Genomic DNA, 22,908 nt, shown 5'->3' on the forward strand with positions numbered 1-22,908 from the left:
CCACGGAGGCCCGCCCCGAGGGTACGTCCCTGTAGCCCATCGGGGCTCTCGCGACATCCATGTCGCATGACCTCCTGAGCGCCGGTTTCGCTCGGCCTGCTGAAGGGGCGTTTCGGAGTGCGCGGATGTTTCTCTGGAAGTCTCAAGAGCAAAAGCCAGAGCGAATGCGCTTTGGCTTTTCGTAGGAGCGAGCTTGCTCGCGAACCCAGGGCTCGCGTTCTCGGGAATGACGAGAAGAGGTAGGCGTTCCGGGATGACGCCGAACTCCCCGCACGCTCCGAATAGCCCCCTCTCCCTTTGGGAGAGGGCTGGGGTGAGGGAGCGAAGCCAGGCTGGCGCACCTTCGTTGAACACCACATATCGCTTAAGTGAACAGCATTACCGCATCAGCGGGGCTTTCTGTATCCGGGGGCCTCAACCGCGCCGCGACAACGGCTGACGCTCGAATCGCACGCCGGCCAGGCCGGTATTCTGCAGCGCCCGGATATTGGCGTGATCAGTACCCTCGGGCGTATCACGCACCGCGCGGTAATGCTCACCGAAGGCCAGCAGGGTTTCCTCCAGGCTCAGGCCCTCGAGGATGGCGAAACCGAGCGTCTTGCAGGACCCCTCGTTCTGCCCGGCCGGGTTTTCCACCGGGCCGTTGCTGAAGGCGCTGGGGCTGTAGCTGTAGTGCTCGGCGATGAACGCCAGGGTATCGGTGAACAGGTGCTGCTCGCTGCGCAGGCGCGCGCGGAAATCGGTGAGGGTCATCAAGGCGGGCTCGTCAGTGTTTCTTGGCAGTGTCGAAGGCGGCCTGCTGCTCGGGCGAGGCCTCCTTCTGGTATTTCGCCTTCCATTCGGCGTAAGGCATGCCGTAGATCTCCTCGCGGGCCTGTTCCGGGCTCAGTTCCAGGCCCATGTCGTCGGCCGCGGCCTTGTACCACTTGGACAGGCAGTTGCGGCAGAAGCCGGCGAGGTTCATCAGGTCGATGTTCTGCACGTCCTTGCGGTTGCGCAGGTGCTGCACCAGGGTGCGGAACGCCGCGGCTTCCAGTTCCGTGCGTTGTTCCTGGCTGAGGTCGAGGATGCTGTGTTCGGGCTTGCTCATGGGTCGGGCTCTCGCTTGGCGCGTCGTCGTGGGACGTCGGGGCTCTTCGGGGCTGGGCAGATGATAAGAGCGGGGGCGGGCGCCAGCAATGGCCGTTGGCCAGGCGGCGCGCGCGGCTCAGCGCTGCGCGGCGAGGGCGATCGACACCGACTCGGCGAAGCGCAGGGCGTGGGGCTTGTCCACTTCCACCTCGGCGTAGCGCACCGCCGGGTGGGCCATGACCAGGTCGAGGATTTCCTGGGTCAGGCGCTCCAGCAGGGCGAAGCGGTTCTCCTCGACGTGGGCGATGATCGCCTTGGTGATGGTGCGGTAGTTCAGCGCGTGCTCGATGTCGTTGACCTGCACCGCCTCCTGCGAGGGGTAGAGGATGGTCAGGTTGATCAGCACGTCCTGCTTGTTGAGGATTTCCTCTTCCTTGATGCCGATGTAGGTGCGCACGCGCAGATCCTTCACGCGGATCCGCGCCATGCCCGGCTGCAGTTGCGTCATTGTCACTTGCTCCGTCCGATCAGTTGCAGGAATTCCTGGCGGGTGTTGCTGGAGTCGCGGAAGGCGCCGAGCATCACCGAGGTGAACATCTGCGAGTTCTGCTTCTCCACCCCGCGCATCATCATGCACATGTGCTGGGCCTCGATCACCACCGCCACGCCTGCAGCGCCGGTGATGCGCTCCACCGCCTCGGCGATCTGCCGCGTCAGGTTCTCCTGGATCTGCAGGCGGCGGGCGAACATGTCGACGATGCGCGCCACCTTCGACAGGCCCAGCACCCGTCCGGTGGGAATGTACGCCACATGGGCCTTGCCGATGAAGGGCAGCAGGTGGTGTTCGCACAGCGAATACAGCTCGATGTCGCGAACGATCACCATCTCGTCGTTATCCGAGGCGAACAGCGCGCCGTTGACCACCTCTTCCAGGCTCAGCTCGTAGCCGTGGCACAGGTAGCGCATGGCCTTGGCGGCGCGCTTGGGGGTGTCGAGCAGGCCCTCGCGCTCGGGGTTCTCGCCCAGGCCCAGGAGTATCTCGCGGTAGTTCGCGGACAGGGAATCGGTCATTGCAGGGTTCCTCGCGCCACGCCGGGCGGTCATTTGAGGTGCCGGCCGCCGTTGACGGTCAAGGTGGTGCCGGTGACGTAGGGGGTGTCCAGCAGGTAGCGGATGGCCTGGTAGACGACGTCCGGCCCGGGCTCGATGCCCAGGGCGGATTTCGCCAGGGTGCGCGCGCGGTAGTCGGCGTCGTCCCCGGCGTTGAACATGACCAGCGCCGGGGCGATGGTGTTGACCTTGATCTTCGGCGCCAGGCGCGCGGCGAAGGACAGCGTCAGGCTGTCCAGCCCGGCCTTGCTGGCGCAGTAGGCGACGTGCTTGGCGCTGCCCTTGCGCACCACGTCGTCGCTGACGTGGATGATGTCGGCCGGCTGCGAGCGTTCCAGCAGCGGCGCGCAGTGCAGGTTGATCAGGTAGGGGGCGAGCATGTGCACGCTGAACAGCGCGCGGAAGGCCTCGGCCTCGTGGCCGGGCGTTTCGGCGAGCCATGCCGAGGCGTTGTGGACGATGGCGCGCAGGCTGTCGGTGTGCGCCTTGAGTTCGTCGATGAAGGCGAGGATGCCGGCCTCGTCGGCGAAGTCGCCGTACAGGCAGGTCGCGCCGCGCTCGCGCAGTTGCTGCAGCCCGGGCTTGTCGCTGCGGTAGCTGACGATCACCGGCTGGCCCGCGTCGAGCAGGCGCAGCGCGCAGTGCAGGCCGACGCGCTGGCTGGCGCCGGTGATCAGGATGGGGGCCGGGGATGCGCTCATGCGAGCCTCGTGGCTGGTGGAAAACCGCCGGCGGAGGCATATCCGAGCGGCGCGGTGGGAAAAAACTATACCAGCCCGGCGGCGCCGGCGAACACCCGTGGCCGGCTTGCGGCATAATGGGCGTTTGTCGCATGAACCGGGAGTTTCCATGAAAGTCGCCATTCTGTCCGGGTCGGTCTACGGCACCGCCGAAGAGGTCGCGCGCCATGCCAGGCGCCTGCTGGAGGCCGCGGGCCTGGAGACCTGGTTCGAGCCGCGCGCCACCCTGGACGCGCTGATCGAAGCCGCGCCCGACGCCTTCCTGACGGTCACCTCGACCACCGGCCTGGGCGAGCTGCCGGACAACATCCAGCCGCTGTACTACGCCCTGCGCGACCGCCTGCCGAACTGGCGCGGCCTGCCCGGCGCGGTGATCGGCCTGGGCGACTCCAGCTACGGCGACACCTACTGCGGCGGCGGCGAGCAGGTGCGCGAGCTGTACGCCGAACTGGGCCTGCGCGAGGTGCTGCCGATGCTGCGCCTGGATGCCAGCGAGACGGTCACCCCGGAGACCGATGCCGAGCCCTGGATCGCCGAGTTCATCGCTGCGTTGAGGGGTTGATGCACGACCTGCAGCGGGCCCCACCTGTAGGAGCGCGCCCTGCGCGCGAATCGCAGGCAGGGCCTGCTCCTGCGAGAAGCTGTGCTCGCCTGCAACGTAGGAGCGACTGTCTTGCGCCGAGGTGCTCTTCGTAGGATGGGTTGAGCTTGCGAAACCCATGCGGTTGCGCTGATGGGTATCGCTTCGCTCAACGCCATCCTACGAAAAGCCGTGCTTCCTGGAACCGTAGGAGCGAACTCCGTCCGCGATGCCCGCTCAGCCCATGGGATGCAGCGGAAACTCCTCCAGCAGCGCCAGCCACGCCTTGGCCGCATGGGACAGGTAGGCGTCGCGGCGCCAGATGAAGCAGATGTCCCAGCGCAGGTCCGGCTCGCTCAGCAGCACCCGCGCCACCCCCGGCCGTTCCACTTCTTGCGCCACCGCCCGCGGCAGCAGCACCACGCCTTGCCCGGCGGCCACCAGCGCGCCGAGGAAGTCGGCCTGGCCGCTGCGCCCGCCCTCGCGGGGTTCGAAGCCGGCCTCGCGGCAGGCGCGCAGCAGGCGGTCGTTGAGGGTGAAGCTCTGCTGGTAGAGCAGGAAGGGCGTGTCGGCCAGTTCGGCCAGGGCGATGCTTTCGCGCCCGGCCAGCGGGTGTTCGGCCGGCAGCAGGGCGTCCAGCGGTTCGTTGCAGAACGGCTGCCAGTCGAAGGCCGGGTCGTTCGGCGTGAGCGCGCCGGCCAGTTCCAGTTCGCCGGCGTGCAGCGCCAACTCCAGGCTCTTGCTGCCGCCTTCCACCAGGTGCACCTGGATGTGCGGGTAGCGTTTGCGGTATTCGGCGAAGCGCCAGGCGAACAGGGCGTCGGCGCCCAGCAGCGGCAGGCCCAGGCGCAGTTCGCCGCGGCGCATCTGGCTGAGGTCGTCCAGTTCGATCAGCAATTCGCGGCGCAGGCGCAGCATGTCCTCGGCGCGGCGCAGCACCACTTCGCCGGCGGCGGTCAGGCGCACGTGGGGGCCGCTGCGTTCCAGTAGCTGCACGTGCAGGCTCTGCTCCAGTTGGGCCACCTGCTTGCTGATCGCCGACTGGCTGGCGTGCAGGCGCTGCGCGGCCTGGGTGAAGCTGCCCTGGCGCACCACTTCGACGAAGCTGCGCAGTTGCTTGAATTCCATTTTGGAATGGCCTCGATTCGAACAATTCGCTTTGGCGATAGTAGCCCCGGGCTTAACCTGAGCGCCATCCACAGCACACCGCCACGCAGGCACCCGAAATGATCCGCCGCATCGCCCGACTGGGCTTCGAACTCGCCGTCCTCATCGCCTTCTGGTGGTTCGGCGGCTGGCTGGCGCAAGCCACCGGCCTGCCGCTGCCCGGCGGGGTGGTGGGGCTCGGCCTGCTGCTGGCGCTGTTCGCCAGCGGGGCGATCCGCCCGGCCCTGCTGCAGGGCGGCGCCGGGCTGCTGCTGGCGGAGATGCTGCTGTTCTTCATCCCCGCGCTGATGAGCCTGCTGGACTATGGCCCGCTGCTGCGCAGCGAGGGCTGGAAGATATTGCTGGTGATCATGTGCAGCACGCTGCTGGTGATGCTGGTCACCGCGCTGTCGGTAGAGGGCATGTACCGCTGGAGGTCGCGCCATGAGTCTCGATAAGCAAGCCCTGTTCTGGCTGGCCCTGACCCTCGGCGGCTACCTGTTCAGCCGCCAGTTGTACAAGCGCGTGCGCTGGTACGGCTTCGCGCCCATCGTGTTCGTCCCGGCGCTGCTGTTCGCCGTGGCCATTCCGCTGCACGCCCATTACGCCGACTACTCGCGCGACACCAACTGGCTGGTGGCGCTGCTCGGTCCGGCCACCGTGGCCTTCGCCGTGCCCATCTGGCAGCAGCGCGCGCTGTTGGCGCGGCACTGGCCGGCGCTGCTGGTGGGCATGGGCGCCGGCTCCGCGGTGGCCATCGGCAGTTCCTGGATGCTGGCCAACGCCCTGGCGCTGGACGGCCAGGTGGCGCTGTCGCTGGTGCCGCGTTCGATCACCACGCCGCTGGCCATGGAGATGTCCCACGACCTGGGCGGCGTGCCGGAGCTGACCGCAGCCTTCGTGATGATCACCGGGGTGTTCGGCGCCCTGGCCGGCGGCCTGCTGATGAAGCTGCTGCCGCTGCGCTCGACCCTCGCCCGCGGCGCGCTGCTAGGCGTCGGCGCCCACGGCGCGGGTACCAGCCGGGCCTACGAGTTCGGCGGCGAGGAGGGCTCCACGGCGGGGCTGCTGATGGTCCTCACCGGGCTGTTCAACCTGATGCTGGCGCCCGCCGTCGCGCTGGTCCTGTAGGAGCGAGCCGCGCCGAGGTGCCTTTCGTAGGATGGGTTGAGCTTGCGAAACCCATGCGGTCGCGGTGATGGGTATCGCTTCGCTCAACCCATCCTACGGGGTGTCGTCATTTGCCGCGTAGGATAGGACTGTCAGACCCCCGACAGTCCCGCGGCCTTCGCCTGACTAGACTGGCCCCATCGAACAACAACAACGATGAGGACCGCCCCATGAACGCCGCCGCTCCCGCACCCTCCGTGAAAGACCAGGTCTCCGAGGCCGAATGGCAGACCCGCGTCGACCTCGCCGCCTGCTACCGGCTGATCGCCCTGTACGGCTGGGACGACCTGATCTTCACCCACATCTCGGCCAAGGTCCCGGGCACCGAGGACTTCCTCATCAACCCCTACGGCATGATGTTCCACGAGATCACCGCCTCCAGCCTGGTGAAGGTGGACCTGGCCGGCAAGAAGCTGATGGACAGCCCCTACGACATCAACCCCGCCGGCTACACCATCCACAGCGCCGTGCACGAGGTGCGCCACGACGTCGGTTGCGTGCTGCACATCCACACCCCCGCCGGCATCGCCGTGTCGGCGCAGAAGAACGGCCTGCTGCCGTTGTCGCAGCAGTCGCTGTTCGTGCTCTCCAGCCTGGCCTACCACGGCTACGAGGGCGTGGCCCTGAACCATGACGAGAAGGCCCGCCTGCAGGCCGACCTGGGCGACAAGCACTTCATGATCCTGCCCAACCACGGCCTGCTCACCGCCTTCGGCACCGTGGCCGACGCCTTCCTCGGCATGTTCACCCTGCAGCGCGCCTGCGAGGCGCAGATCATGGCGCAGAGCGGCGGTGGCGAGTTGATCCGCATCCCGCAGCAGATCCTCGACGGCGCCCGGGCGATGGTCGCCGGGGTGATGAAGACCTCCCAGGGCATGGGCGGGAGCCTGGCCTGGCCGGCGCTGCTGCGCAAGCTCGACCTGCAGAACCCCGGCTACCGCGACTGATGGCCGGCATCGCCATCCCCCTGCGCGACTGGCGCGCGCAGGGGCGCACCTTCGACTTCAACGGCCACGCCATCCGCTACTGGGAGGCCGGCGCGGGCGAGCCGCTGTTGCTGATCCACGGCTTCCCCAGCGCCTCCTGGGACTGGAACAAGCTGTGGCAGCCGCTGGCCGGGCGCTACCGGGTGATCGCCGGCGACATGCTCGGCTTCGGCGACTCGGCCAAGCCGCGCAACCACGCCTATCGCATCCATGAACAGGCCGACCTGCAACAGGCGCTGCTGGCCCATCTGGACGTGCGCGAGCCCGTGCACCTGCTGGTCCACGACTATGGCAACAGCGTCGGCCAGGAACTGCTGGCGCGGCACCTGGAAGGGCGCATCCAACTGGCCTCGCTGGTGTTCCTCAATGGCGGGCTGTTCCCCGAGACGCACCGCCCGGTGCTCTCGCAGAAGCTGCTGCTCAGCCCGCTGGGCGGCTTCTTCGGGCGCCTCTTCGACCGTGGCAAGCTGGCCGCCAACTTCGCCAAGGTGTTCGGCCCGCGCACCCGGCCGAGCGAGGAGGAGCTGGACGCTTTCTGGAGCCTGATCGCCTGCAACGACGGGCCGAAGGTGATGCACCGGCTGATCCACTACATCCTCGACCGCCGCGAACACCGCGAGCGCTGGGTGGGCGCCATGCAGCGCACGTCCGTGCCGCTGCGGCTGATCGACGGGCCCGTGGACCCGATCTCCGGCGCGCACATGGTCGAGCGCTACCGCCAGCTGATCCCGCGGCCGGACACGGTGATGCTCGACGGCATCGGCCACTATCCGCAGACCGAGGCGCCGGAGCAGGTGCTGGCGCACTACCTGGCGTTCCGCACGCGCCTGGCGGGGCAGGTGCAGCCGGCGGCCTGAAGGGGCCGCCGGCATCATCCCCGGACCTTATCGCGGCATATTCAGGCCCGGCGTCTTGGTTGTGACCGTCAAACGTCTGTTTGACACTCCGTAGCCATCAACCTGCCTGGGAGTACCAACCATGAGTGATGCCGTTCGTTTCGACGACAAGGTCGTGATCGTCACCGGCGCCGGCGGCGGCCTTGGCCGTGCCCACGCCCTGCTGTTCGCCAAGCATGGCGCCAAGGTGGTGGTGAATGACCTGGGCGGCAGCACCCATGGCGAAGGCGCCAACGCTTCGGCCGCCGACCGCGTGGTGGCGGAGATCCGCGCCGCCGGCGGCACCGCCATCGCCAACCACGATTCGGTGACCGACGGCGAGAACATCGTGCGCGAGGCCGTGGAAGCCTTCGGCCGCGTCGACGTGGTGGTGAACAACGCCGGCATCCTGCGCGACAAGACCTTCCACAAGATGGAAGACGCCGACTGGGACCTGGTCTACAAGGTCCACGTCGAGGGCGCCTACAAGGTGACCCGCGCCGCCTGGCCGCTGATGCGCGAGCAGGGCTACGGGCGGGTGATCTTCACCGCCTCCACCTCGGGCATCTACGGCAACTTCGGGCAGAGCAACTACGGCATGGCCAAGCTCGGCCTCTACGGCCTGACCCGCACCCTGGCCCTGGAAGGCCGCAAGAGCAATATCCTGGTCAACGCCATCGCCCCCACCGGCGGCACCCGCATGACCGAGGGGCTGATCCCGCCGCAGGTGTTCGAGCAGCTCAAGCCCGAGTTGGTCAGCCCGCTGGTGGTCTACCTGGGCAGCGAGGCCTGCCAGGACACCTCCGGCCTGTATGAAGTGGGCGGCGGCTGGATGGGCAAGGTACGCTGGGAGCGCAGCCTGGGCTTCGGCTTCGACCCGCGCGCGGGCTTCGACGCCGAGGACGTGGCGGCGCACTGGCAGCAGATCAGTAGCTTCGAGAACGCCGTGCACCCGGCGGACAACGTCGAGGCCCTGCGCGAGATGATGGCCAACCTGCAGAAATACGTCGGCTGATCGCGACAGGCAGACGGGCGGAACGGCCAGGGTGCTGCTCCGCGCGCCGTGACGCAGTAAGGTGGAAGGCCGGCGCAAGCCGGCCTTCGTCCTTTCCGTCAGCCTGGAGTCCAGCATGAGCGTGATCGTCGAGCACAACGGCCCGGTAACTACCCTGATCATCGACCGCCCCGCGGCGCGCAACGCGGTCGACCGGCCCACTGCCGACGCCCTGGCCGAGGCCCTGCGCGCCTTCGAGGCCGACGAGCAGGCGAAGGTGGCGGTGCTCACCGGCGCCGGCGGCACCTTCTGCGCCGGCGCGGACCTCGCCGCGGTGGCCGAGGGCAGCGAGCGGCGCAACCGCCTGGAAATGGAAGGCGACGCACCCATGGGGCCCAGCCGCATGCAGCTGAACAAGCCGCTGATCGCCGCCATCGAGGGCTACGCCGTGGCCGGCGGCCTGGAGCTGGCGCTGCTGGCCGACCTGCGGGTGATGGCCGAGGACGCGGTGTGCGGGGTGTTCTGCCGGCGCTTCGGCGTGCCGCTGATCGACGGCGGCACCGTGCGCCTGCCGCGCATCATCGGCCAGGGCCGGGCGCTGGACCTGATCCTCACCGGCCGCCCGGTCGCCGCCCAGGAAGCCCTGGGCATGGGCCTGGCCAACCGCGTGGTGGCCAAGGGCGAGGCCCGCGCCGCCGCCGAGGACCTGGCCCGGCAGATCGCCGACTTCCCCCAGGCCTGCATGCTGGCCGACCGCGACAGCGTCTATGCGCAGTGGAACCAGTCGTTCGACGTGGCCATGGCGAATGAATTCCAGGGTGGGCTGATGGTGATTCTCAGCGGCGAGACCCAGGCCGGGGCGCAACGCTTCGCGCGGGGGGAGGGGCGGCATGGGAAGTTCTGAGGGGCAGGGTTGCTTTTCGTAGGAGCGAGCTTGCTCGCGAATGGAGTTTCCCTGGGGCGCCGTTGCATGAGGGAAGCGCCTTTCCCTCTCCCTAACCCTCTCCCTGAAGGGAGAGGGGACTGTCCTCTGCCTGCTGCGTGTTCGGCGTAATCCTGTGAGCATGGCGTATCAGGAGTAGGCCTGACTTCCAACTAGCTCCGAACGGCTCCCTCTCCCTTCAGGGAGAGGGCTGGGGAGAGGGGGCGGAGTCAACCCGAAACACCGTAGTCACCGGGAGGCGCCATTCGCGAGCAAGCTCGCTCCTACGAAGAGCGGCGGCGCTACGCCTCAGCGCTTGATGATCACGTAAGTCTTGCGCACCGTCTCCTGGATGTCCCACACCCCCAGGCTGTTCTGCGGCAGCAGGAAGGCGTCGCCGGCCTGGAAGGCGATGGGCTCGCCGTCGTCCGGGGTGAAGGTGCCGCGGCCGCTGATGAAGTGGCAGAACTCCTGCTCGACGATCTGCCGGCGCCAGCGGCCCGGGGTGCATTCCCAGATGCCGGTGTCGACCTGGTCGGGGCGTTCCACTTCGGCCACGCGGGTGTGCGAGACCGGCTCGCCCAGCGGCACGCCGACCGGGCTGGCTTCGCCCAGGGGCGCGTTGGGGGTGTCCTTGAGGTGGGTGATCTTCATCGGGGCTCCAGTGGGTTGTCGGTGCAAAGGGGGGCGGCCGGCTTCAGCCGACCTTCCAGGTCATCAGGCCTTCCATGCCGGCGGCGAGTCTTTCCGCCAGTTGCCGGCGCCAGGCCGGGGTGTTGGGGTTGGCCAGCACCTCGTCCTCGTGGACGAAGCTGCGGATGATCGCGTTGTAGCCCAGCCAGCGGCACGGCTCGGGTTCCCAGGCGCGCAGGGCGTCGGTCATGGCGCGGTCGTGGATCACCCAGTTCTGCCGGGTCTCCAGGCTGTCGTTACCGAGGATCAGGTCGGCCAGGGTGCGCCCGCCCAGGTTGGTGGCGCCCACGCCCTCGCCGCCGTAGCCGCCGGACAGGGCGATGCCGTTGCGGCGGTCGATCAGCATGTGCGGGTGGAAGCGCCGCGACATGCCCAGGTTGCCGCCCCAGGTGTGGGTGATCTTCACGTCCTTGAGCTGCGGGAACAGCTCGCCGAACAGGTAGCGGCGCAGGCCGACCTCGTCGTCATCGAGGCTGAAATCGCTGCGCAGCTTGCCGCCGAAGCGGTATCCGCCGCGGGCGCCGAAGGCCAGGCGGTTGTCCCGGGTGCGCTGGCCGTAGGTGACCTGGCGGCTGAATTCGCTGAAGGCCTGGCCGTGCTCCAGGCCGATCTCCGCCCACACCGACTCGGGCAGCGGCTCGGTGGCCACCAGCAGGCTCTGCACCGGCAGCTGGTAGTTGCCCAGGGGCGGCAGGGCGGCGGCGTAGCCTTCCACCGCCGGCACTATCCAGTGGGCCTTCACGCTGCCCTTGTCGGTGCGCAGCAGGCCGGGCTGCCAGTGGCTGACGCGGCTCTTCTCGAACACCTGCACGCCCAGGCGTTCCACCGCTGTGGCCAGGCCGCGGGCCAGCTTGGCCGGGTCGATGGTGGCGCAGTGCGGGGTGTAGAGCGCGCCCAGGGCGCTGGGGATGCGCAACTGGCCGTCCAGTTCGGCCTTCGACAGCCAGCGGTAATCGTCCTCGCCCAGGCCCTCGTGGCGCAGGTCGGCCAGGTACTGGCGCAGGCGGCGTTCCTGTTCCGGGTAGCGCGCCGCGCAATAGAGCACGCCGCCCTTGCGGTAGTCGCAGTCGATGCCTTCGCGTTCCAGCACCCTGGCCACCTCGTCGGGGATGCCGTGCAGCAGGTCCCAGGTCTCGCGGCGGCGCGGCTCGGGCATGCGGCCCACCAGGCGGTCCTCGCCCAGCAGCGCGCCCATCAGCCAGCCGCCGTTGCGCCCGGAGGCGCCGAAGCCGGCGGTCTCGGCCTCGAGGATGGCGACCTTCAATTGCGGCGCGCGGGTCTTCAGGTAATAGGCCGTCCACAGCCCGGTGTAGCCGGCGCCGACGATGGCCACGTCGACCTCCAGGGCGCCTTCCAGGGCCGGGCGGGCGATGAAGTCGTCGTCCAGTTGGTTCATCCACAGGCTGATATGGCGCCATGCCGACATAGGGGCGACTCCGGGCAGAAGGGTGATGGGGAATGTGCGCAAGCCTAGAAGCGCCCGGCATTCCTGTCGTGCGCGCGGGTACGCGGGGAAAAGCCGGCTGACGGCACCGGCTGACGGCAATTGTAGGAGCGGATCTCATCCGCGAAACGCGCCGATATGTTCGGCTATCGCGGACAAGGTCCGCTCCTACGAGGTGCAGCAGAAACGCCGTCGTAGGATGGGTTGAGCGAAGCGATACCCATCACCGCGACCGCATGGGTTTCGCAAGCTCAACCCATCCTACGAAGAGCGCCTCGGCGTTACGGGTTTTCCATCCGCTTGAGGTATTCCCGCGGCGACAGCCCGGTCTGCTGGCGGAAGCAGCGGTAGAAGGCCGACAGCGAGTTGAAGCCGGCGGAGAAGGCCAGCTCGTCGATGCGCGCCGAGGTGGCCGGGCGCAACTGTTCCAGCAGGTGCTGCAGGCGCTTCTGGTTGACGTACTGGTAGAAGCTCAGGCCCATCACCTGGTTGAGCAGGTAGGAAATCTGGTTGCGCGTGTAGCCGGTGGCGCCGGCCACCTGCGACAGGTCCAGGTCCGGCGCCAGGTACGGCTGGGCCTTGTGGAAGTATTCCTCCAGGTCCGCGGCCAACTGGCTGAGCTGGCGCGGCGACAGGCCCAGGCGGCTGGCCGGCGGGCGGCTGTCGCCGGAGGCGCGTGCGGCGCCCGGGGCGTCCTCGCGGACCAGGGTGGCGTATTCGTTGATGCGCCAGATCAGCCCGTCGCGCACGCTGATGGCTTCGCTGGAGTGGAACACCGCCAGGCGCCCGCTGAGGGTGATGGCGGTGCGGTACTGGATGAAGGCCGTGTCGCCGTCGACGCGGATGCGGTCGATGTGGTCGAGGAATTCGTCCGGGCGGCTGGGCATGGTCTGGGTGACGTACTCGCGCAGGTCCGCCAGGCCCATGCGGCGGTTCTGGAAGTAGTCGTTGTATTCCACCTCGGGATGGTAGAGCGCCAGCGCCGCGTCCAGGTCGCGGCGCTTCCAGCTGTCGTGGTAGCGCTGCACCACGTCGCGGGTGCTCGGGGTGAGGTGGCTGTCGGCCGGGGTCGGGTGGGTCGCTTGCATGGCGCACAGGATGCCGCAGAGCGGCGCGCTCGGGTAGGGGGGAGGCCCCGCTATCATCCAGGCACTGCATGATGGGCCATGCCCGGCGTCAATGGTGGCCGCCCGGGGCCGTCGCAGAGGGGGGATTCACTCTTTCGGCTGACAGTGCAAATACCTCCTTGGTGCGCTTGGTCGCGACCGGGCCGGCTGAGTAGCGTGTAGCCGCCTAGACACCGTCAGGAGTGCCGAATGACAACAAAAACAAGGCGCGTATCGTTCCAACCGAAACTGCTGGCCGCTGCTGTAGCCCTGGGTTGCGCCACCCAGGCCGGGGCCGTCTCGTTCAACATCGGGGAAATCGAGGGGCAGCTGGATTCGACGCTGTCCGTGGGGGCCAGCTGGGGGCTGCGCGACGCCGATTCGGAATACGTGGGGGCTCGCAACGGCGGAACGGCATCGTCGCAGACCTCCGACGACGGCCGCCTGAACTTCAAGAAGGGCGAGACCTTCTCGAAGATCTTCAAGGGCATCCACGACCTGGAGCTGAAGTACGGCGACACCGGCGTCTTCGTCCGCGGCAAGTACTGGTACGACTTCGAGCTGAAGGACGAGCACCGCGAGCTGTACGACATCAGCGACCAGGGCCGCAGCATGGGCGCGCGCTCCTCCGGCGCCGAACTGCTGGACGCCTTCATCTACCACAAGTACAGCATCGGCGACCTGCCCGGCACCGTGCGCCTGGGCAAGCAGGTGGTGAGCTGGGGCGAAAGCACCTTCATCCAGAACTCCATCAACAGCATCAACCCGGTCGACGTCGCCGCCTTCCGCCGCCCCGGCGCGGAGATCAAGGAAGGCCTGATCCCGGTGAGCATGTTCTACATGTCCCAGGGCCTGACCGACAGCCTCACCGCCGAGGGCTTCTACCAGCTGAAGTGGGAGAAGACCGTGGTCGACAACTGCGGCACCTTCTTCTCCACCACCGACGTGGCGGCCAACGGCTGCAACCGCCTGGTCTTCGCCGGCAGCGACTTCGACACCGACCCGGCCAGCGGCTACCGCTACCTGGCGCGTTCCGGCGACAACACCGCCCGCGACGGCGGCCAGTGGGGCCTGGCCCTGCGCTGGTACGCGGCGGAGCTGAACGACACCGAGTTCGGCGCCTACGTGATGAACTACCACAGCCGCAACCCGGTCTTCAGCACCATCGCCGGACAAGGCCTGGCCACCGCCAACGCCGCCACCGGCGAGGCCAGCGCGCAGTACCTGATCGAGTACCCGGAGGACATCCGCCTCTACGGCCTGAGCTTCCAGACCAACATCGGCGGCACCTCGGTGGCCGGCGAGGTCAGCTACCGGCCGAACATGCCGCTGCAGCTCAACAGCACCGACCTGACCGTGGCCGCGCTCTACCCGACCACCCTGTTCGGCAACCCCATCTACTCCAGCGGCTTCGCCACGCCCAGCGCCGGCGAGGTGATCCACGGCTACGTACGCAAGCCGGTGACCCAGGCCCAGGTGACGGTGACGCAGTTCTTCGACCAGGTGCTGGCCGCCGAACGCCTGACCGTGGTCGGCGAGGTGGGCTACAACCACATCAGCGGCATCGACGACAGCGAGCTGCGCTTCGGCCGCGACTCCATCTGGGGCATCGGCGAGCTGCCCAACAACTCCCTGTGCCAGGGCCTGCTGAACACCGCCAACCCCGGCGAGTGCAACAATAAGGGCTTCTACACCAGCAGCAGCTGGGGCTACCGCGTGCGCGGCATCCTCGACTACCCCAACGTCATCGCCGGCATCAACTTCAAGCCGAACCTGGCCTGGTCCCACGACGTGCACGGCTACGGCCCGAACTTCAGCGAAGGCGCCAAGGCGGTCAGCGTCGGCCTGGATGCGGACTACCAGAACACCTATACCGCCAGCATCAGCTATACCGATTTCTTCGGTGGCGATTACAACCCGATCAACGATCGCGACTTCATCGCCGTCAGCTTCGGTGTGAACTTCTGATCGGTCAGTCAAGGACAGGAAAGATGAACAAGATACGAATCCTGCAATGCGGCGCCCTGGCCCTGAGCCTGCTCTCCGGCGCCGTGATGGCGGCGGTGTCCGCGGACGAGGCGGCCAAGCTCGGCACCAGCCTCACGCCCATGGGCGCGCAGAAGGAAGGCAACGCCGACGGCAGCATCCCGGCCTGGACCGGCGGCATCGACAAGAGCGCCGGCAGCGAGGACGCCCGCGGCTTCCTCAGCGACCCCTTCGCCGGCGAGAAGCCGCTGTTCACCATCACCGCGCAGAACGTCGACCAGTACCGGGACAAGCTCACCGACGGCCAGGTGGCGCTGTTCAAGCGCTACCCGGACACCTACCGCATCCCGGTGTACAAGACCCACCGCACCTTCTCGCAGCCGGCGGAGATCTACCAGGCGGTCAAGACCAGCGCGGTGAACGTGCAGCCGATCAACGACGGCAACGGCCTGGCCAACTTCGACAAGAGCCGCTACTACGCCTTCCCGCTGCCGAAGAACGGCGTCGAGGTGCTGTGGAACCACATCACCCGCTACCGCGGCGGCAACCTGGCGCGCACCGTGGTCCAGGTCACCCCGCAGACCAACGGCAGCTACACGCCGATCCGCTTCGAGGAGACCGTGGCCTTCCCGCAGAACATGGGCGACGTGGACCTCGCCAAGGTCAGTAACATCCTGCTGTACTTCAAGCAGTCGGTAACGGCGCCGGCGCGCCTGGCCGGTAACGTGCTGCTGGTGCACGAGACCCTCGACCAGGTCAGGGAGCCGCGCCTGGCGTGGATCTACAACGCCGGCCAACGCCGCGTGCGGCGCGCCCCGCAGGTGGCCTACGACGGCCCCGGCACCGCCGCCGACGGCCTGCGCACCTCGGACAACTTCGACATGTTCTCCGGCGCGCCGGACCGTTACGACTGGAAACTGGTGGGCAAGAAGGAGCTGTACATCCCCTACAACAGCTACAAGCTGGGCCTGCCGACCTACAAGTACGACGACATCGTCAAGGCCGGCCACCTCAACCAGGACCTGACGCGCTACGAGCTGCACCGCGTGTGGGAAGTGGTGGGCACCGTGAAGCCGGGCGAGCGGCACATCTACGCCAAGCGCCACATGTACATAGACGAAGACAGCTGGCAGATCGCCGAAGTCGACCACTACGACGGCCGCGGCCAGCTGTGGCGCGTTTCCGAAGGCCACCAGATGTTCAACTACGTGCACCAGGCCGGCGGCTACGTGCCGGAGGTGATCTACGACGTGATCGCCGGCCGCTACCTGGCCCTGGGCCTGTTCAACGAAGAGAAGAGCGGCTACCGCTTCGGCATCAAGGCCAGCATGGCCGACTACACCCCGGCGGCGCTGCGCAACGAAGGCGTGCGCTGAGCCGGGCCATGGCCGGCGGCGGGGGTTGCCGCCGGCCATGTACCTTCCTGTAATGCCAAAGGGTGATATGTCGCTACATACATCCGGCTGATAGCCCTTCCCTGGGGCCCGACTGCTGACTAGTCTCGAACGTCAGAATCGGTCGGACCCCGCCCATGATCGACGCTGTCGCCACCCTCGCTTCGCTGCCTCGCCTGCCACCGCAGCATCTGCCGCGCGCACGCCTGCGCCAGGCCCTGCTGCACGAGGAACACCGCCTGCGCCTGCTGCTCGCGCCCCTGGGGCACGGCAAGACCGTGCTGCTGGGCGAGTGCGCGCGCGCCGCCCCGGCGGGCACCCGCATCGCCTGGCTGGCGCTGGGCGGCGAGGCCCTCTACGCCGCGGCCCTGTGCCGGCGCCTGGGCGAGGCCCTGGGCCTGGGGCCGGTCGGCGAGGTCGAAGTGCTCGGCCGCCTGCGCGACTGCCGCGAGCCGCTGTGGATCATGCTCGACGACTACCCCCGCGAACCCGATGCCGCGCTGGACGCCTGCCTCGATCGCCTGCTGGCCCAGGCTTCGCCCTGGGTGTCCTGGTGGCTGGCCAGCCGGCGGCGCCCGGCGTGCAACCTGGCGCGCCTGCTGCTGGAGGGCGAACTGCTGGAGCTGGGCGCGGCGGAACTGGGCTTCGACGCCGCCGAGTTGGAAGCCTTCCTGCTGCGCAACGGCCGCGACTGGCCGGAGGAACTGCGCCTGGCGCTGCTGGAGCAGACCGACGGCTGGTGCGCCGGCATCCGCCTGCGCCTGCTCGGCTGGCCGGCCGAGGCGGGCACGCCTTCGCCTGGGCAACTGGCCGAGGCCGGCCGGCCGCTGCTGCGCGAATACCTGCAGCGGGAAATCCTCGACGCCCTGCCGGCGCCGCTGGCGGAGGTGCTCTGCGACCTGGCGCGGCTCACCCGCTGCTGCACCTCCCTGGCCGAGTACCTCTTCGAAGAACAGGAGGGCGTCCTCGACGCCCTGCTCGAGCGCGGCGTCGGCCTGCAGCGCGAGGAGGGCGCCGGCGCCTGGTACCGCCTGCCGCCGCTGCTGGCCGACGAACTCGCCGACATGGGCCACGGCTCGCCCTACAGCCTGCACCGCCGGGCCTGCCAGTGGTACAGCCAGCAGGGCGACATCCACGCCGCCTTCGAACACTCGCTGCGCGCCGAGCAGCCCGACGTCGCCGCCAGCCTGCTGCAGCGCCTGACCGAAGAGCAACTGCTGCAAGGCCACAATGTGGCGCGGGTGCTGCGCTTGCGCGAGGAACTGCCGCAAGAGCTGCTGGCGAGCACGCCGCGGCTGTTGATCCTCAATGCCTGGGCACTGCTCTTCGGCGGGCGCCTGGACGAAGTCGAGGCGCAGCTGGCGGCCTTCTCGCGCTTCCTGCCGCTGCCCGGCGAGGCGCGCCAGCGGGCGCTGGTGGCACAGTGGCTGGGCCTGGCCGGCATGCTCGCCCACGCCCGTGGCCGCCGCGAGGCCGCGCCGCTGTTGCAGGCCGCCCTGGACGACCTGCCGGACGAAGCCTGGGCGCAGCGCCTGATCAGCCTGTCCGCGCTCAGCCAACTGGCGCTGATCGACGGCCGCCTGGACGAGGCTCGCCTGCTCAACCGCGACGCCCTGAAGCTGGCCCGCGCCCGCGGCAGCGCCATCTTCGAGGCCTACCTGGAGATCGACCACGCCTACCTGCTGGCCCAGCGCGGCGAGCTGCCGCGCGCCGAAGCCCTGCTGCGGCGCATGCTCGACACCCTGGCCGAACGGCACCAGAGCGGCTGCCCGGTGGCCTGCCGCGCGCAGTTGCGCCTGGGCTGGGCGTGCTACCACCAGGGCCGCCCGGCCGAGGCGCGCCAGCTGATGCAGGACGGCCTGCGCGGCGCGCAGCGCAACCTCGACCCCTGCGCCCTGTACGGCTACATCGGCCTGGCGATGCTGGATGCGCGCCAGGGCCAGTTCGACGTGGCGTTCAACCGCCTGCTCGAAGCCGAGCGGCAGATGCAACTGCAGCACATCCCCGAAGCGGTCTACCGCGGCCCGCTGCTGCTGGCCGGCGGCACCCTCGGCCTGCGCCAGGGGCGGACCGCCCAGGCCCGGGAAATCTTCACCCGGGTGCTCGGCCGCTACCGCGAGGAAGGCCGCAGCGCGCCGGCCTCGGCGGTCGACCTGCTGCTGCGGGTGGAATGCCAGCTGGCCATGGCGGATATCCAGGACGGCCAGGCGCAACGGGCGCTGGAGCGCTTGTCGAACCTGCTGGCGGAAATGCAGCGGCAGGGGCGCATGGCCCTGGTCTGCGAGGTCCTGCTGGGGCTGGCGCTGGCCCATGCCGCCGCCGGCGCCGACGAACAGGCCCGCGACTGTTGGCAGGAAGGCCTGGAACTGGCCCGCCGCCACGGCCTGGAAGCGATACTGGAAGACGCCCGCCAGCGCCTGCCGGAACGCTTGGCCGAACAGGCCGGCGAACGCCCGGCGCCGCTGCTCAGCCTGCGCGAACTGTCGGTGCTGGAACTGATCGCCCGCGGCTGCTCCAACCTGGAGATCGGCGAGCGCCTGTTCATCTCCCTGCACACCGTGAAAACCCATGCCCGGCGTATCAACGGCAAGCTCGGCGTCGAACGCCGCACCCAGGCCGTGGCCCGGGCCAAGGAGCTGGGGCTGCTCAAAGCCTGATGCCCCACGAGCAAACTCCATACCTCACAGCAAATTGTAGGAGCGGGCCCTGCCCGCGATTCGCGCGCAGGGCGCGCTCCTACAGGTGGGTGCCGAAGCGCTTTTCGTAGGATGGCGTTGAGCGAAGCGATACCCATCGCGCTTACACGCCTAAGCCCCCGTTCAGTGCAACGCCTTCTTCTGCACCGCGATCGCCTCGATGCGCTGGCCCAGGCGCAGTTGCTCGGCCGGGTCGTCGCTCAGCAGCAGGGCGCGCTCCAGGTCGTAGCGTTCGGCCTGGGGGCATTCCAGCTGGTGGTAGAGGTCGGCGCGGGCCAGGTGGTCGGCGGCGTTGGCGGCGCCCAGTTCCAGTACGCGCTGGGCGTCCTTCAGGGCTGCCAGGTGGTCGCCGGCGGCCTGGTGCAACTGGCGCAGGTTGCGCGACAGGCGCTGGAGCATCTCGCGTGGCTCGGCGTTGCGCAGGAAGGCGGCGCTCAGTTCCACGTTCGGGCCCAGGTGGCGGGCCAGCAGGTCGCGGCAGTCGCGGGGGTAGAGGCGGCGGCCGGTGGCGGGGTCGAGCAGGTGGTCGGCGCCGGGCACGCGCAGCAGGAAGCGCGCAGGGAAATTCACCCCCTGCAGGGCGATGCCCTGGCGGCGCGCCAGCTCCAGGGCGATCAGCGCCAGCGACAACGGTTGCCCGCGGCGGCGCTGCAGCACCTGGGGCAGCAGGGCGGCGCGGGCCAGCAGGGGCACGTCGTCGTCCTCGGCGAAGCCCAGCTCGTTCAGCCGGCGCAGCAGCAGCTGGGCCCGTTCGATGTCGCCGGCGGCCACGGGCAGCGTCGCCTGCAGTTGCCGCTGCAGGTCGTCGAGCACGCGCAGGGCCTGCTCGGGCGGCAGGTGCGGCTCGTGCTCGGCGGCTATCCACAGGGCCGCCTCGAACAGCGCTGGTGGCTCCTGGGCTAGGCAGGCGAGGCAGGCTTGGCGCGGGTCCATGGCGTTCTCCGGCTGATACTGCGTTTTACCCGCAGCGCCGGGGCGCCGTCCAGAGCCGCCGCGGCTGGTCGTCGGCGCCGCCGCTGGCCCGCGGCGCCTCTGCCTATACTGAAGGGGCCGGCCGCGGCAGGCGCCGCCGGCCGACCCTCACGCGCCAGCAAGGGAGCGCCGCCATGTTCGACATGATGGAAGCCACCCGGCTAGAGAAACTGCACCTCGCCTACGACCCGGCCACCGGGCTGCGGGCCGTCATCGCCATCCACAGCACCCGCCTGGGCCCGGCCCTGGGCGGCTGCCGCTACCTGCCTTATCCCAACGACGAGGCGGCCCTGCGCGACGCTGCGCGCCTGGCCCAGGGCATGAGCTACAAGGCCGCCCTGGCCGGCCTGCGCCAGGGCGGCGGCAAGGCGGTGATCCTGCGCGCGCCCCATGTGGACAACCGCGGCGCGCTGTTCGAGGCCTTCGGCCGCTTCATCGAAAGCCTCGGCGGGGCCTACGTCACCGCGGTGGACAGCGGCACCTCCAGCGCCGACATGGACTGCATCGCCCAGCACACCGACCACGTCACCAGCACCACCCGCGGCGGCGACCCCTCGCCGCATACCGCGCTGGGCGTGTTCGCCGGCATCCGCGCCAGCGCCCAGGCGCGCCTGGGCAGCGACGACCTGGAAGACCTGCGCATCGCCGTGCAGGGGCTGGGCCACGTGGGCTACGCCCTGTGCGAACACCTGCACGCCGCCGGCGCCGAACTGCTGGTCAGCGACCTGGACCCGGGCAAGGTGCAACTGGCCGTCGACCAGTTCGGCGCCCAGCCCATCGCCAACGAGGCGCTGCTGACCACGCCCTGCGACATCCTCGCGCCCTGCGGCCTGGGCGGGGTGCTCAGCTCGCCGGTGGTGGCGCAGTTGCGCTGCGCGGTGGTGGCCGGCGCGGCGAACAACCAGCTGGCGCACCCGGACGTGGCCGACGAGCTGGAAGCCCGCGGCATCCTCTATGCGCCGGACTACGTGATCAATTCCGGCGGGCTGATCTACGTCGCCCTGCAGCACCAGGGCCAGGAGCTGCCGGCGATCACCGCGCACCTGGCGCAGATCGGCAACCGCCTCACCGAGGTGTTCGCCCACGCCCAGGCCGACCACCGCTCGCCGGCGCGGGTGGCCGACATGCTTGCAGAGCGGATTCTCTATGGACATGGGGGATGACAGGCTGCAGCGGGGGCTATTGGGTCGCGAATGGAGTTTCCCTGGGACGCTGCTGCATGAGGGAAGCGCCTTTCCCTCTCCCTAACCCTCTCCCTGAAGGGAGAGGGGACCGTTGGGCAGATGTTGATGTTTCGGCGTTAGCCGGCTAGCACAGAAATTACCGGCTGAAACCATTCCTCCTCTCGGCACGGACAAGCCCCCTCTCCCTTCAGGGAGAGGGCTGGGGAGAGGGTGCGGAGTCACCTCGAAACACCATAGCTGCCGGAAGGCGCCATTCCTCTGTAGGAGCGCACCTTGCGCGCGATTTCGCGAGCAGGGCGCGCTCTTACAGGTAGCCGGGAAGCACGGGACCTGTCCCGCAGAGCCCCCCGGTGCTTATTCCCCTTCCGCGAACAACTCGCCAAGGGCGTCGGGCTGGTTCTTGAAGGCGCGGGCGAAGGTGTCGCGGTGGCGGGCCATGAAGATGCCCACTTCCTCCACCTGCTCCTCGTTCAGCGAGGGCACCGCCTTGTGCAGGACGGCGGCGAGGTTCTCCGCCAGTTCGAGCATCTTGTCGTGCCGGTCGGCTTCTGCCTTATCCATGAACAGGCGCTCCGGATCGCGGCTGCTGCGGTACACCACTTCGACGGCCATTCATCACCTCGTATGCCTTCTTGCTGTCTGGGGGAGTAAATACTGTTTATTTATACAGTTAAGCATAAGGCAATCGCCCGGCCCCTGGGAAGAGGGAAATCGCAGAAGGCCAGTATGGCCGGCGAACCGCTTCGGGGCACGCGGGGCCATGGCAGGGCATGCGACAAGTTGGCGCGGGGCTGGTGGATGGCGCGCGGCGGCGGCGCCCGGCAGACTGGCCGGGCGCGCGGGGGGAAGGCTCAGGAGGCGATGCGCAGGGCGCGGCCGGCGGTCATGTCCGCCAGCAGGCGCGGGGCGCTGTCGCCCTGCTCGATGGCGATGCCGAAGCGGATGCTCTGGATCAGGCGTTGCAGCTGTTCGGCGTCCTGCAGCTGGGCGTTGCGGATGAGCCGCTTGGCCGCCACGCCGGCTTCGGTGGAAAGCGTCAGCACGATGCTGCCGTCCGGCCGTTCGAGGCTGAAATTGACCCGGAACTGGGCCTGGAATGCATCGGTGAGTACCTGGAAGGGGCTTTCCATCTTCGATCCTGCCTGCGTGGTGGCGTGACCCTTCATGGACTGGAAGGCGTCAGCAAAGTTCGCATTCATATTGCCGCAGCCTCGGCAGGCTATTGCTGCCCAGGGTCAATGGCGTGTGTCTTGCACGTACCAAGCCAACAATCGCTTTATCGAACCGGGAGTCGACGGATGAAACTGCAATGGGCCGAACGCATGCGCCAACAGATGCACGGAATGGCCGAGTCGCTGGGCAACCTGCTGGTGGAGGGCTTCCACTACCTGGCGCTGTTCGCCATCGGCGGCACCGTGTTCTGGTCGGCGGCGGTGGCCTTCGTCGAGATGTTCGAGAAGGGCCACGCGAGCATCGACGACATCCTGCTGCTGTTCATCTACCTCGAACTGGGCGCCATGGTCGGCATCTACTTCAAGACCAACCACATGCCGGTGCGCTTCCTGATCTACGTGGCGATGACCGCGCTGACGCGCCTGATGATCGCCGACATCCAGCACAACCACGTGCCCGACGACGGCATCATCCTGGTCTCGGTGGCCCTGTTGCTGCTGGCCCTGGCGATCCTGGTGGTACGCTACGCCTCCTCGCGCTTCCCCTCGGCGCCGTCGGGCAAGGGCGAGCAGGCGCTGCTGCAGGACGACGAGCGCTGACGGCGCTTCGAGCAGCAATGGCCCCCTTGGCGGCCGCGATGCACTAAGATCGGAATAATTCGCGCCG

General features: G+C 68.6%; 24 protein-coding genes. 12 read left to right on the top strand and 12 right to left on the bottom strand.

Annotated elements, in window-relative coordinates; translation table 11 throughout:
• Positions 1–414: 414 nt before the first annotated feature.
• From RN02_RS01070 to folM, 5 genes are all read right to left on the bottom strand, one after another.
• Positions 415–753, bottom strand: a complete 339-nt coding sequence (locus RN02_RS01070; RefSeq protein WP_009616043.1) for a HopJ type III effector protein — start codon at positions 751–753, stop codon at positions 415–417.
• A gap of 13 nt (positions 754–766) precedes the next feature.
• Positions 767–1,090 carry a DUF1244 domain-containing protein gene (locus RN02_RS01075; RefSeq protein ID WP_009616044.1) on the bottom strand — a complete coding sequence of 108 codons (324 nt, stop codon included), beginning with the start codon at positions 1,088–1,090 and terminating at the stop codon, positions 767–769.
• Positions 1,091–1,207: 117 nt separating this feature from the next.
• Entirely contained in the window at positions 1,208–1,579 is a 372-nt protein-coding gene (gene folX / locus RN02_RS01080; protein WP_009616045.1) for a dihydroneopterin triphosphate 2'-epimerase, read from the bottom strand.
• A 2-nt stretch (positions 1,580–1,581) separates the two neighbouring features.
• Complete coding sequence (gene folE / locus RN02_RS01085) at positions 1,582–2,142, bottom strand: GTP cyclohydrolase I FolE (RefSeq protein WP_009616046.1); 561 nt, start codon at positions 2,140–2,142, stop codon at positions 1,582–1,584.
• Positions 2,143–2,171: 29 nt separating this feature from the next.
• The gene (folM, locus tag RN02_RS01090) at positions 2,172–2,882 is read right to left on the bottom strand and encodes a dihydromonapterin reductase (RefSeq protein WP_043273149.1); all 711 of its coding nucleotides are present in this window, start codon (positions 2,880–2,882) and stop codon (positions 2,172–2,174) included.
• Between the two features lie 148 nt (positions 2,883–3,030).
• Between folM and RN02_RS01095 the strand changes: the two genes are divergently transcribed.
• The gene (locus RN02_RS01095; protein WP_043312620.1) at positions 3,031–3,483 is read left to right on the top strand and encodes a flavodoxin; all 453 of its coding nucleotides are present in this window, start codon (positions 3,031–3,033) and stop codon (positions 3,481–3,483) included.
• 255 nt (positions 3,484–3,738) lie between these two features.
• On the opposite strand, the gene RN02_RS01100 is transcribed toward RN02_RS01095, so the two are convergent.
• Positions 3,739–4,629: a LysR family transcriptional regulator gene (locus tag RN02_RS01100; RefSeq protein ID WP_043312623.1), complete on the bottom strand. Its 891-nt coding sequence runs from the start codon at positions 4,627–4,629 to the stop codon at positions 3,739–3,741.
• A 98-nt stretch (positions 4,630–4,727) separates the two neighbouring features.
• Between RN02_RS01100 and RN02_RS01105 the strand changes: the two genes are divergently transcribed.
• From RN02_RS01105 to RN02_RS01130, 6 genes are all read left to right on the top strand, one after another.
• On the top strand, positions 4,728–5,105 hold the full coding sequence (locus RN02_RS01105; RefSeq protein WP_009616050.1) for a CidA/LrgA family protein: 378 nt from the start codon (positions 4,728–4,730) through the stop codon (positions 5,103–5,105).
• On the top strand, positions 5,092–5,778 hold the full coding sequence (locus RN02_RS01110; RefSeq protein ID WP_043312625.1) for an LrgB family protein: 687 nt from the start codon (positions 5,092–5,094) through the stop codon (positions 5,776–5,778). The genes RN02_RS01105 and RN02_RS01110 overlap by 14 nt, the downstream gene beginning before the upstream one ends.
• Before the next feature lie 209 nt (positions 5,779–5,987).
• Positions 5,988–6,764: a class II aldolase/adducin family protein gene (locus RN02_RS01115; RefSeq protein WP_043312627.1), complete on the top strand. Its 777-nt coding sequence runs from the start codon at positions 5,988–5,990 to the stop codon at positions 6,762–6,764.
• On the top strand, positions 6,764–7,660 hold the full coding sequence (locus tag RN02_RS01120) for an alpha/beta fold hydrolase (protein WP_043312629.1): 897 nt from the start codon (positions 6,764–6,766) through the stop codon (positions 7,658–7,660). Before RN02_RS01115 ends, RN02_RS01120 begins: the two co-directional genes overlap by 1 nt.
• A gap of 121 nt (positions 7,661–7,781) precedes the next feature.
• A complete protein-coding gene (locus RN02_RS01125) occupies positions 7,782–8,693 on the top strand; it encodes an SDR family oxidoreductase (RefSeq protein WP_043312630.1) in 912 nt (303 codons plus the stop codon).
• A 115-nt stretch (positions 8,694–8,808) separates the two neighbouring features.
• Positions 8,809–9,576: a crotonase/enoyl-CoA hydratase family protein gene (locus RN02_RS01130; RefSeq protein ID WP_043312631.1), complete on the top strand. Its 768-nt coding sequence runs from the start codon at positions 8,809–8,811 to the stop codon at positions 9,574–9,576.
• Positions 9,577–9,903: 327 nt separating this feature from the next.
• Here RN02_RS01130 and RN02_RS01135 read toward each other — a convergent pair whose 3' ends face one another.
• From RN02_RS01135 to RN02_RS01145, 3 genes are all read right to left on the bottom strand, one after another.
• Positions 9,904–10,248, bottom strand: a complete 345-nt coding sequence (locus RN02_RS01135; protein ID WP_009616056.1) for a cupin domain-containing protein — start codon at positions 10,246–10,248, stop codon at positions 9,904–9,906.
• 43 nt (positions 10,249–10,291) lie between these two features.
• Positions 10,292–11,713, bottom strand: a complete 1,422-nt coding sequence (locus RN02_RS01140) for an NAD(P)/FAD-dependent oxidoreductase (protein ID WP_043312633.1) — start codon at positions 11,711–11,713, stop codon at positions 10,292–10,294.
• Positions 11,714–12,012: 299 nt separating this feature from the next.
• Positions 12,013–12,819 carry an AraC family transcriptional regulator gene (locus tag RN02_RS01145; protein ID WP_043273144.1) on the bottom strand — a complete coding sequence of 269 codons (807 nt, stop codon included), beginning with the start codon at positions 12,817–12,819 and terminating at the stop codon, positions 12,013–12,015.
• A gap of 228 nt (positions 12,820–13,047) precedes the next feature.
• Here RN02_RS01145 and RN02_RS01150 point away from each other — a divergent pair, with 228 nt between their 5' ends.
• From RN02_RS01150 to RN02_RS01160, 3 genes are all read left to right on the top strand, one after another.
• Entirely contained in the window at positions 13,048–14,805 is a 1,758-nt protein-coding gene (locus RN02_RS01150) for a DUF1302 domain-containing protein (protein WP_043312634.1), read from the top strand.
• Between the two features lie 23 nt (positions 14,806–14,828).
• On the top strand, positions 14,829–16,199 hold the full coding sequence (locus tag RN02_RS01155; protein ID WP_009616060.1) for a DUF1329 domain-containing protein: 1,371 nt from the start codon (positions 14,829–14,831) through the stop codon (positions 16,197–16,199).
• Positions 16,200–16,354: 155 nt separating this feature from the next.
• The gene (locus RN02_RS01160; protein ID WP_043312635.1) at positions 16,355–18,874 is read left to right on the top strand and encodes a LuxR C-terminal-related transcriptional regulator; all 2,520 of its coding nucleotides are present in this window, start codon (positions 16,355–16,357) and stop codon (positions 18,872–18,874) included.
• Between the two features lie 162 nt (positions 18,875–19,036).
• Here RN02_RS01160 and RN02_RS01165 read toward each other — a convergent pair whose 3' ends face one another.
• Entirely contained in the window at positions 19,037–19,846 is an 810-nt protein-coding gene (locus tag RN02_RS01165; protein ID WP_043312637.1) for a SirB1 family protein, read from the bottom strand.
• A gap of 173 nt (positions 19,847–20,019) precedes the next feature.
• On the opposite strand from RN02_RS01165, the gene RN02_RS01170 reads away from it, so the two are divergent.
• Positions 20,020–21,048, top strand: a complete 1,029-nt coding sequence (locus tag RN02_RS01170; RefSeq protein ID WP_043273133.1) for a Glu/Leu/Phe/Val dehydrogenase family protein — start codon at positions 20,020–20,022, stop codon at positions 21,046–21,048.
• Positions 21,049–21,423: 375 nt separating this feature from the next.
• Here RN02_RS01170 and RN02_RS01175 read toward each other — a convergent pair whose 3' ends face one another.
• Positions 21,424–21,681, bottom strand: a complete 258-nt coding sequence (locus RN02_RS01175; RefSeq protein WP_009616064.1) for a YebG family protein — start codon at positions 21,679–21,681, stop codon at positions 21,424–21,426.
• Positions 21,682–21,920: 239 nt separating this feature from the next.
• Entirely contained in the window at positions 21,921–22,199 is a 279-nt protein-coding gene (locus RN02_RS01180) for a DUF3509 domain-containing protein (RefSeq protein ID WP_024128466.1), read from the bottom strand.
• Between the two features lie 168 nt (positions 22,200–22,367).
• Between RN02_RS01180 and RN02_RS01185 the strand changes: the two genes are divergently transcribed.
• A complete protein-coding gene (locus tag RN02_RS01185; RefSeq protein WP_009616066.1) occupies positions 22,368–22,841 on the top strand; it encodes a phosphate-starvation-inducible protein PsiE in 474 nt (157 codons plus the stop codon).
• The last annotated feature ends 67 nt before the right edge of the window (positions 22,842–22,908 follow it).

The organism is Pseudomonas sp. PI1, assembly GCF_000812405.1.
Taxonomy (GTDB): domain Bacteria; phylum Pseudomonadota; class Gammaproteobacteria; order Pseudomonadales; family Pseudomonadaceae; genus Pseudomonas; species Pseudomonas citronellolis.

Excerpts from the sequence above, each read along its gene's own strand:
- RN02_RS01105 (WP_009616050.1), top strand. The coding sequence starts at position 4,728 with ATGATCCGCCGCATCGCCCGACTGGGCTTCGAACTCGCCGTCCTCATC.
- RN02_RS01130 (WP_043312631.1), top strand. The coding sequence starts at position 8,809 with ATGAGCGTGATCGTCGAGCACAACGGCCCGGTAACTACCCTGATCATC.
- RN02_RS01095 (WP_043312620.1), top strand. The coding sequence starts at position 3,031 with ATGAAAGTCGCCATTCTGTCCGGGTCGGTCTACGGCACCGCCGAAGAG.
- RN02_RS01135 (WP_009616056.1), bottom strand. The coding sequence starts at position 10,248 with ATGAAGATCACCCACCTCAAGGACACCCCCAACGCGCCCCTGGGCGAA.
- RN02_RS01145 (WP_043273144.1), bottom strand. The coding sequence starts at position 12,819 with ATGCAAGCGACCCACCCGACCCCGGCCGACAGCCACCTCACCCCGAGC.
- folX (WP_009616045.1), bottom strand. The coding sequence starts at position 1,579 with ATGACGCAACTGCAGCCGGGCATGGCGCGGATCCGCGTGAAGGATCTG.
- RN02_RS01140 (WP_043312633.1), bottom strand. The coding sequence starts at position 11,713 with ATGTCGGCATGGCGCCATATCAGCCTGTGGATGAACCAACTGGACGAC.
- RN02_RS01180 (WP_024128466.1), bottom strand. The coding sequence starts at position 22,199 with ATGGAAAGCCCCTTCCAGGTACTCACCGATGCATTCCAGGCCCAGTTC.
- RN02_RS01100 (WP_043312623.1), bottom strand. The coding sequence starts at position 4,629 with ATGGAATTCAAGCAACTGCGCAGCTTCGTCGAAGTGGTGCGCCAGGGC.
- RN02_RS01070 (WP_009616043.1), bottom strand. The coding sequence starts at position 753 with ATGACCCTCACCGATTTCCGCGCGCGCCTGCGCAGCGAGCAGCACCTG.
- RN02_RS01185 (WP_009616066.1), top strand. The coding sequence starts at position 22,368 with ATGAAACTGCAATGGGCCGAACGCATGCGCCAACAGATGCACGGAATG.
- RN02_RS01110 (WP_043312625.1), top strand. The coding sequence starts at position 5,092 with ATGAGTCTCGATAAGCAAGCCCTGTTCTGGCTGGCCCTGACCCTCGGC.
- RN02_RS01150 (WP_043312634.1), top strand. The coding sequence starts at position 13,048 with ATGACAACAAAAACAAGGCGCGTATCGTTCCAACCGAAACTGCTGGCC.
- RN02_RS01175 (WP_009616064.1), bottom strand. The coding sequence starts at position 21,681 with ATGGCCGTCGAAGTGGTGTACCGCAGCAGCCGCGATCCGGAGCGCCTG.
- RN02_RS01165 (WP_043312637.1), bottom strand. The coding sequence starts at position 19,846 with ATGGACCCGCGCCAAGCCTGCCTCGCCTGCCTAGCCCAGGAGCCACCA.
- folE (WP_009616046.1), bottom strand. The coding sequence starts at position 2,142 with ATGACCGATTCCCTGTCCGCGAACTACCGCGAGATACTCCTGGGCCTG.
- RN02_RS01120 (WP_043312629.1), top strand. The coding sequence starts at position 6,764 with ATGGCCGGCATCGCCATCCCCCTGCGCGACTGGCGCGCGCAGGGGCGC.
- RN02_RS01155 (WP_009616060.1), top strand. The coding sequence starts at position 14,829 with ATGAACAAGATACGAATCCTGCAATGCGGCGCCCTGGCCCTGAGCCTG.
- RN02_RS01125 (WP_043312630.1), top strand. The coding sequence starts at position 7,782 with ATGAGTGATGCCGTTCGTTTCGACGACAAGGTCGTGATCGTCACCGGC.
- RN02_RS01170 (WP_043273133.1), top strand. The coding sequence starts at position 20,020 with ATGTTCGACATGATGGAAGCCACCCGGCTAGAGAAACTGCACCTCGCC.
- RN02_RS01115 (WP_043312627.1), top strand. The coding sequence starts at position 5,988 with ATGAACGCCGCCGCTCCCGCACCCTCCGTGAAAGACCAGGTCTCCGAG.
- folM (WP_043273149.1), bottom strand. The coding sequence starts at position 2,882 with ATGAGCGCATCCCCGGCCCCCATCCTGATCACCGGCGCCAGCCAGCGC.
- RN02_RS01160 (WP_043312635.1), top strand. The coding sequence starts at position 16,355 with ATGATCGACGCTGTCGCCACCCTCGCTTCGCTGCCTCGCCTGCCACCG.
- RN02_RS01075 (WP_009616044.1), bottom strand. The coding sequence starts at position 1,090 with ATGAGCAAGCCCGAACACAGCATCCTCGACCTCAGCCAGGAACAACGC.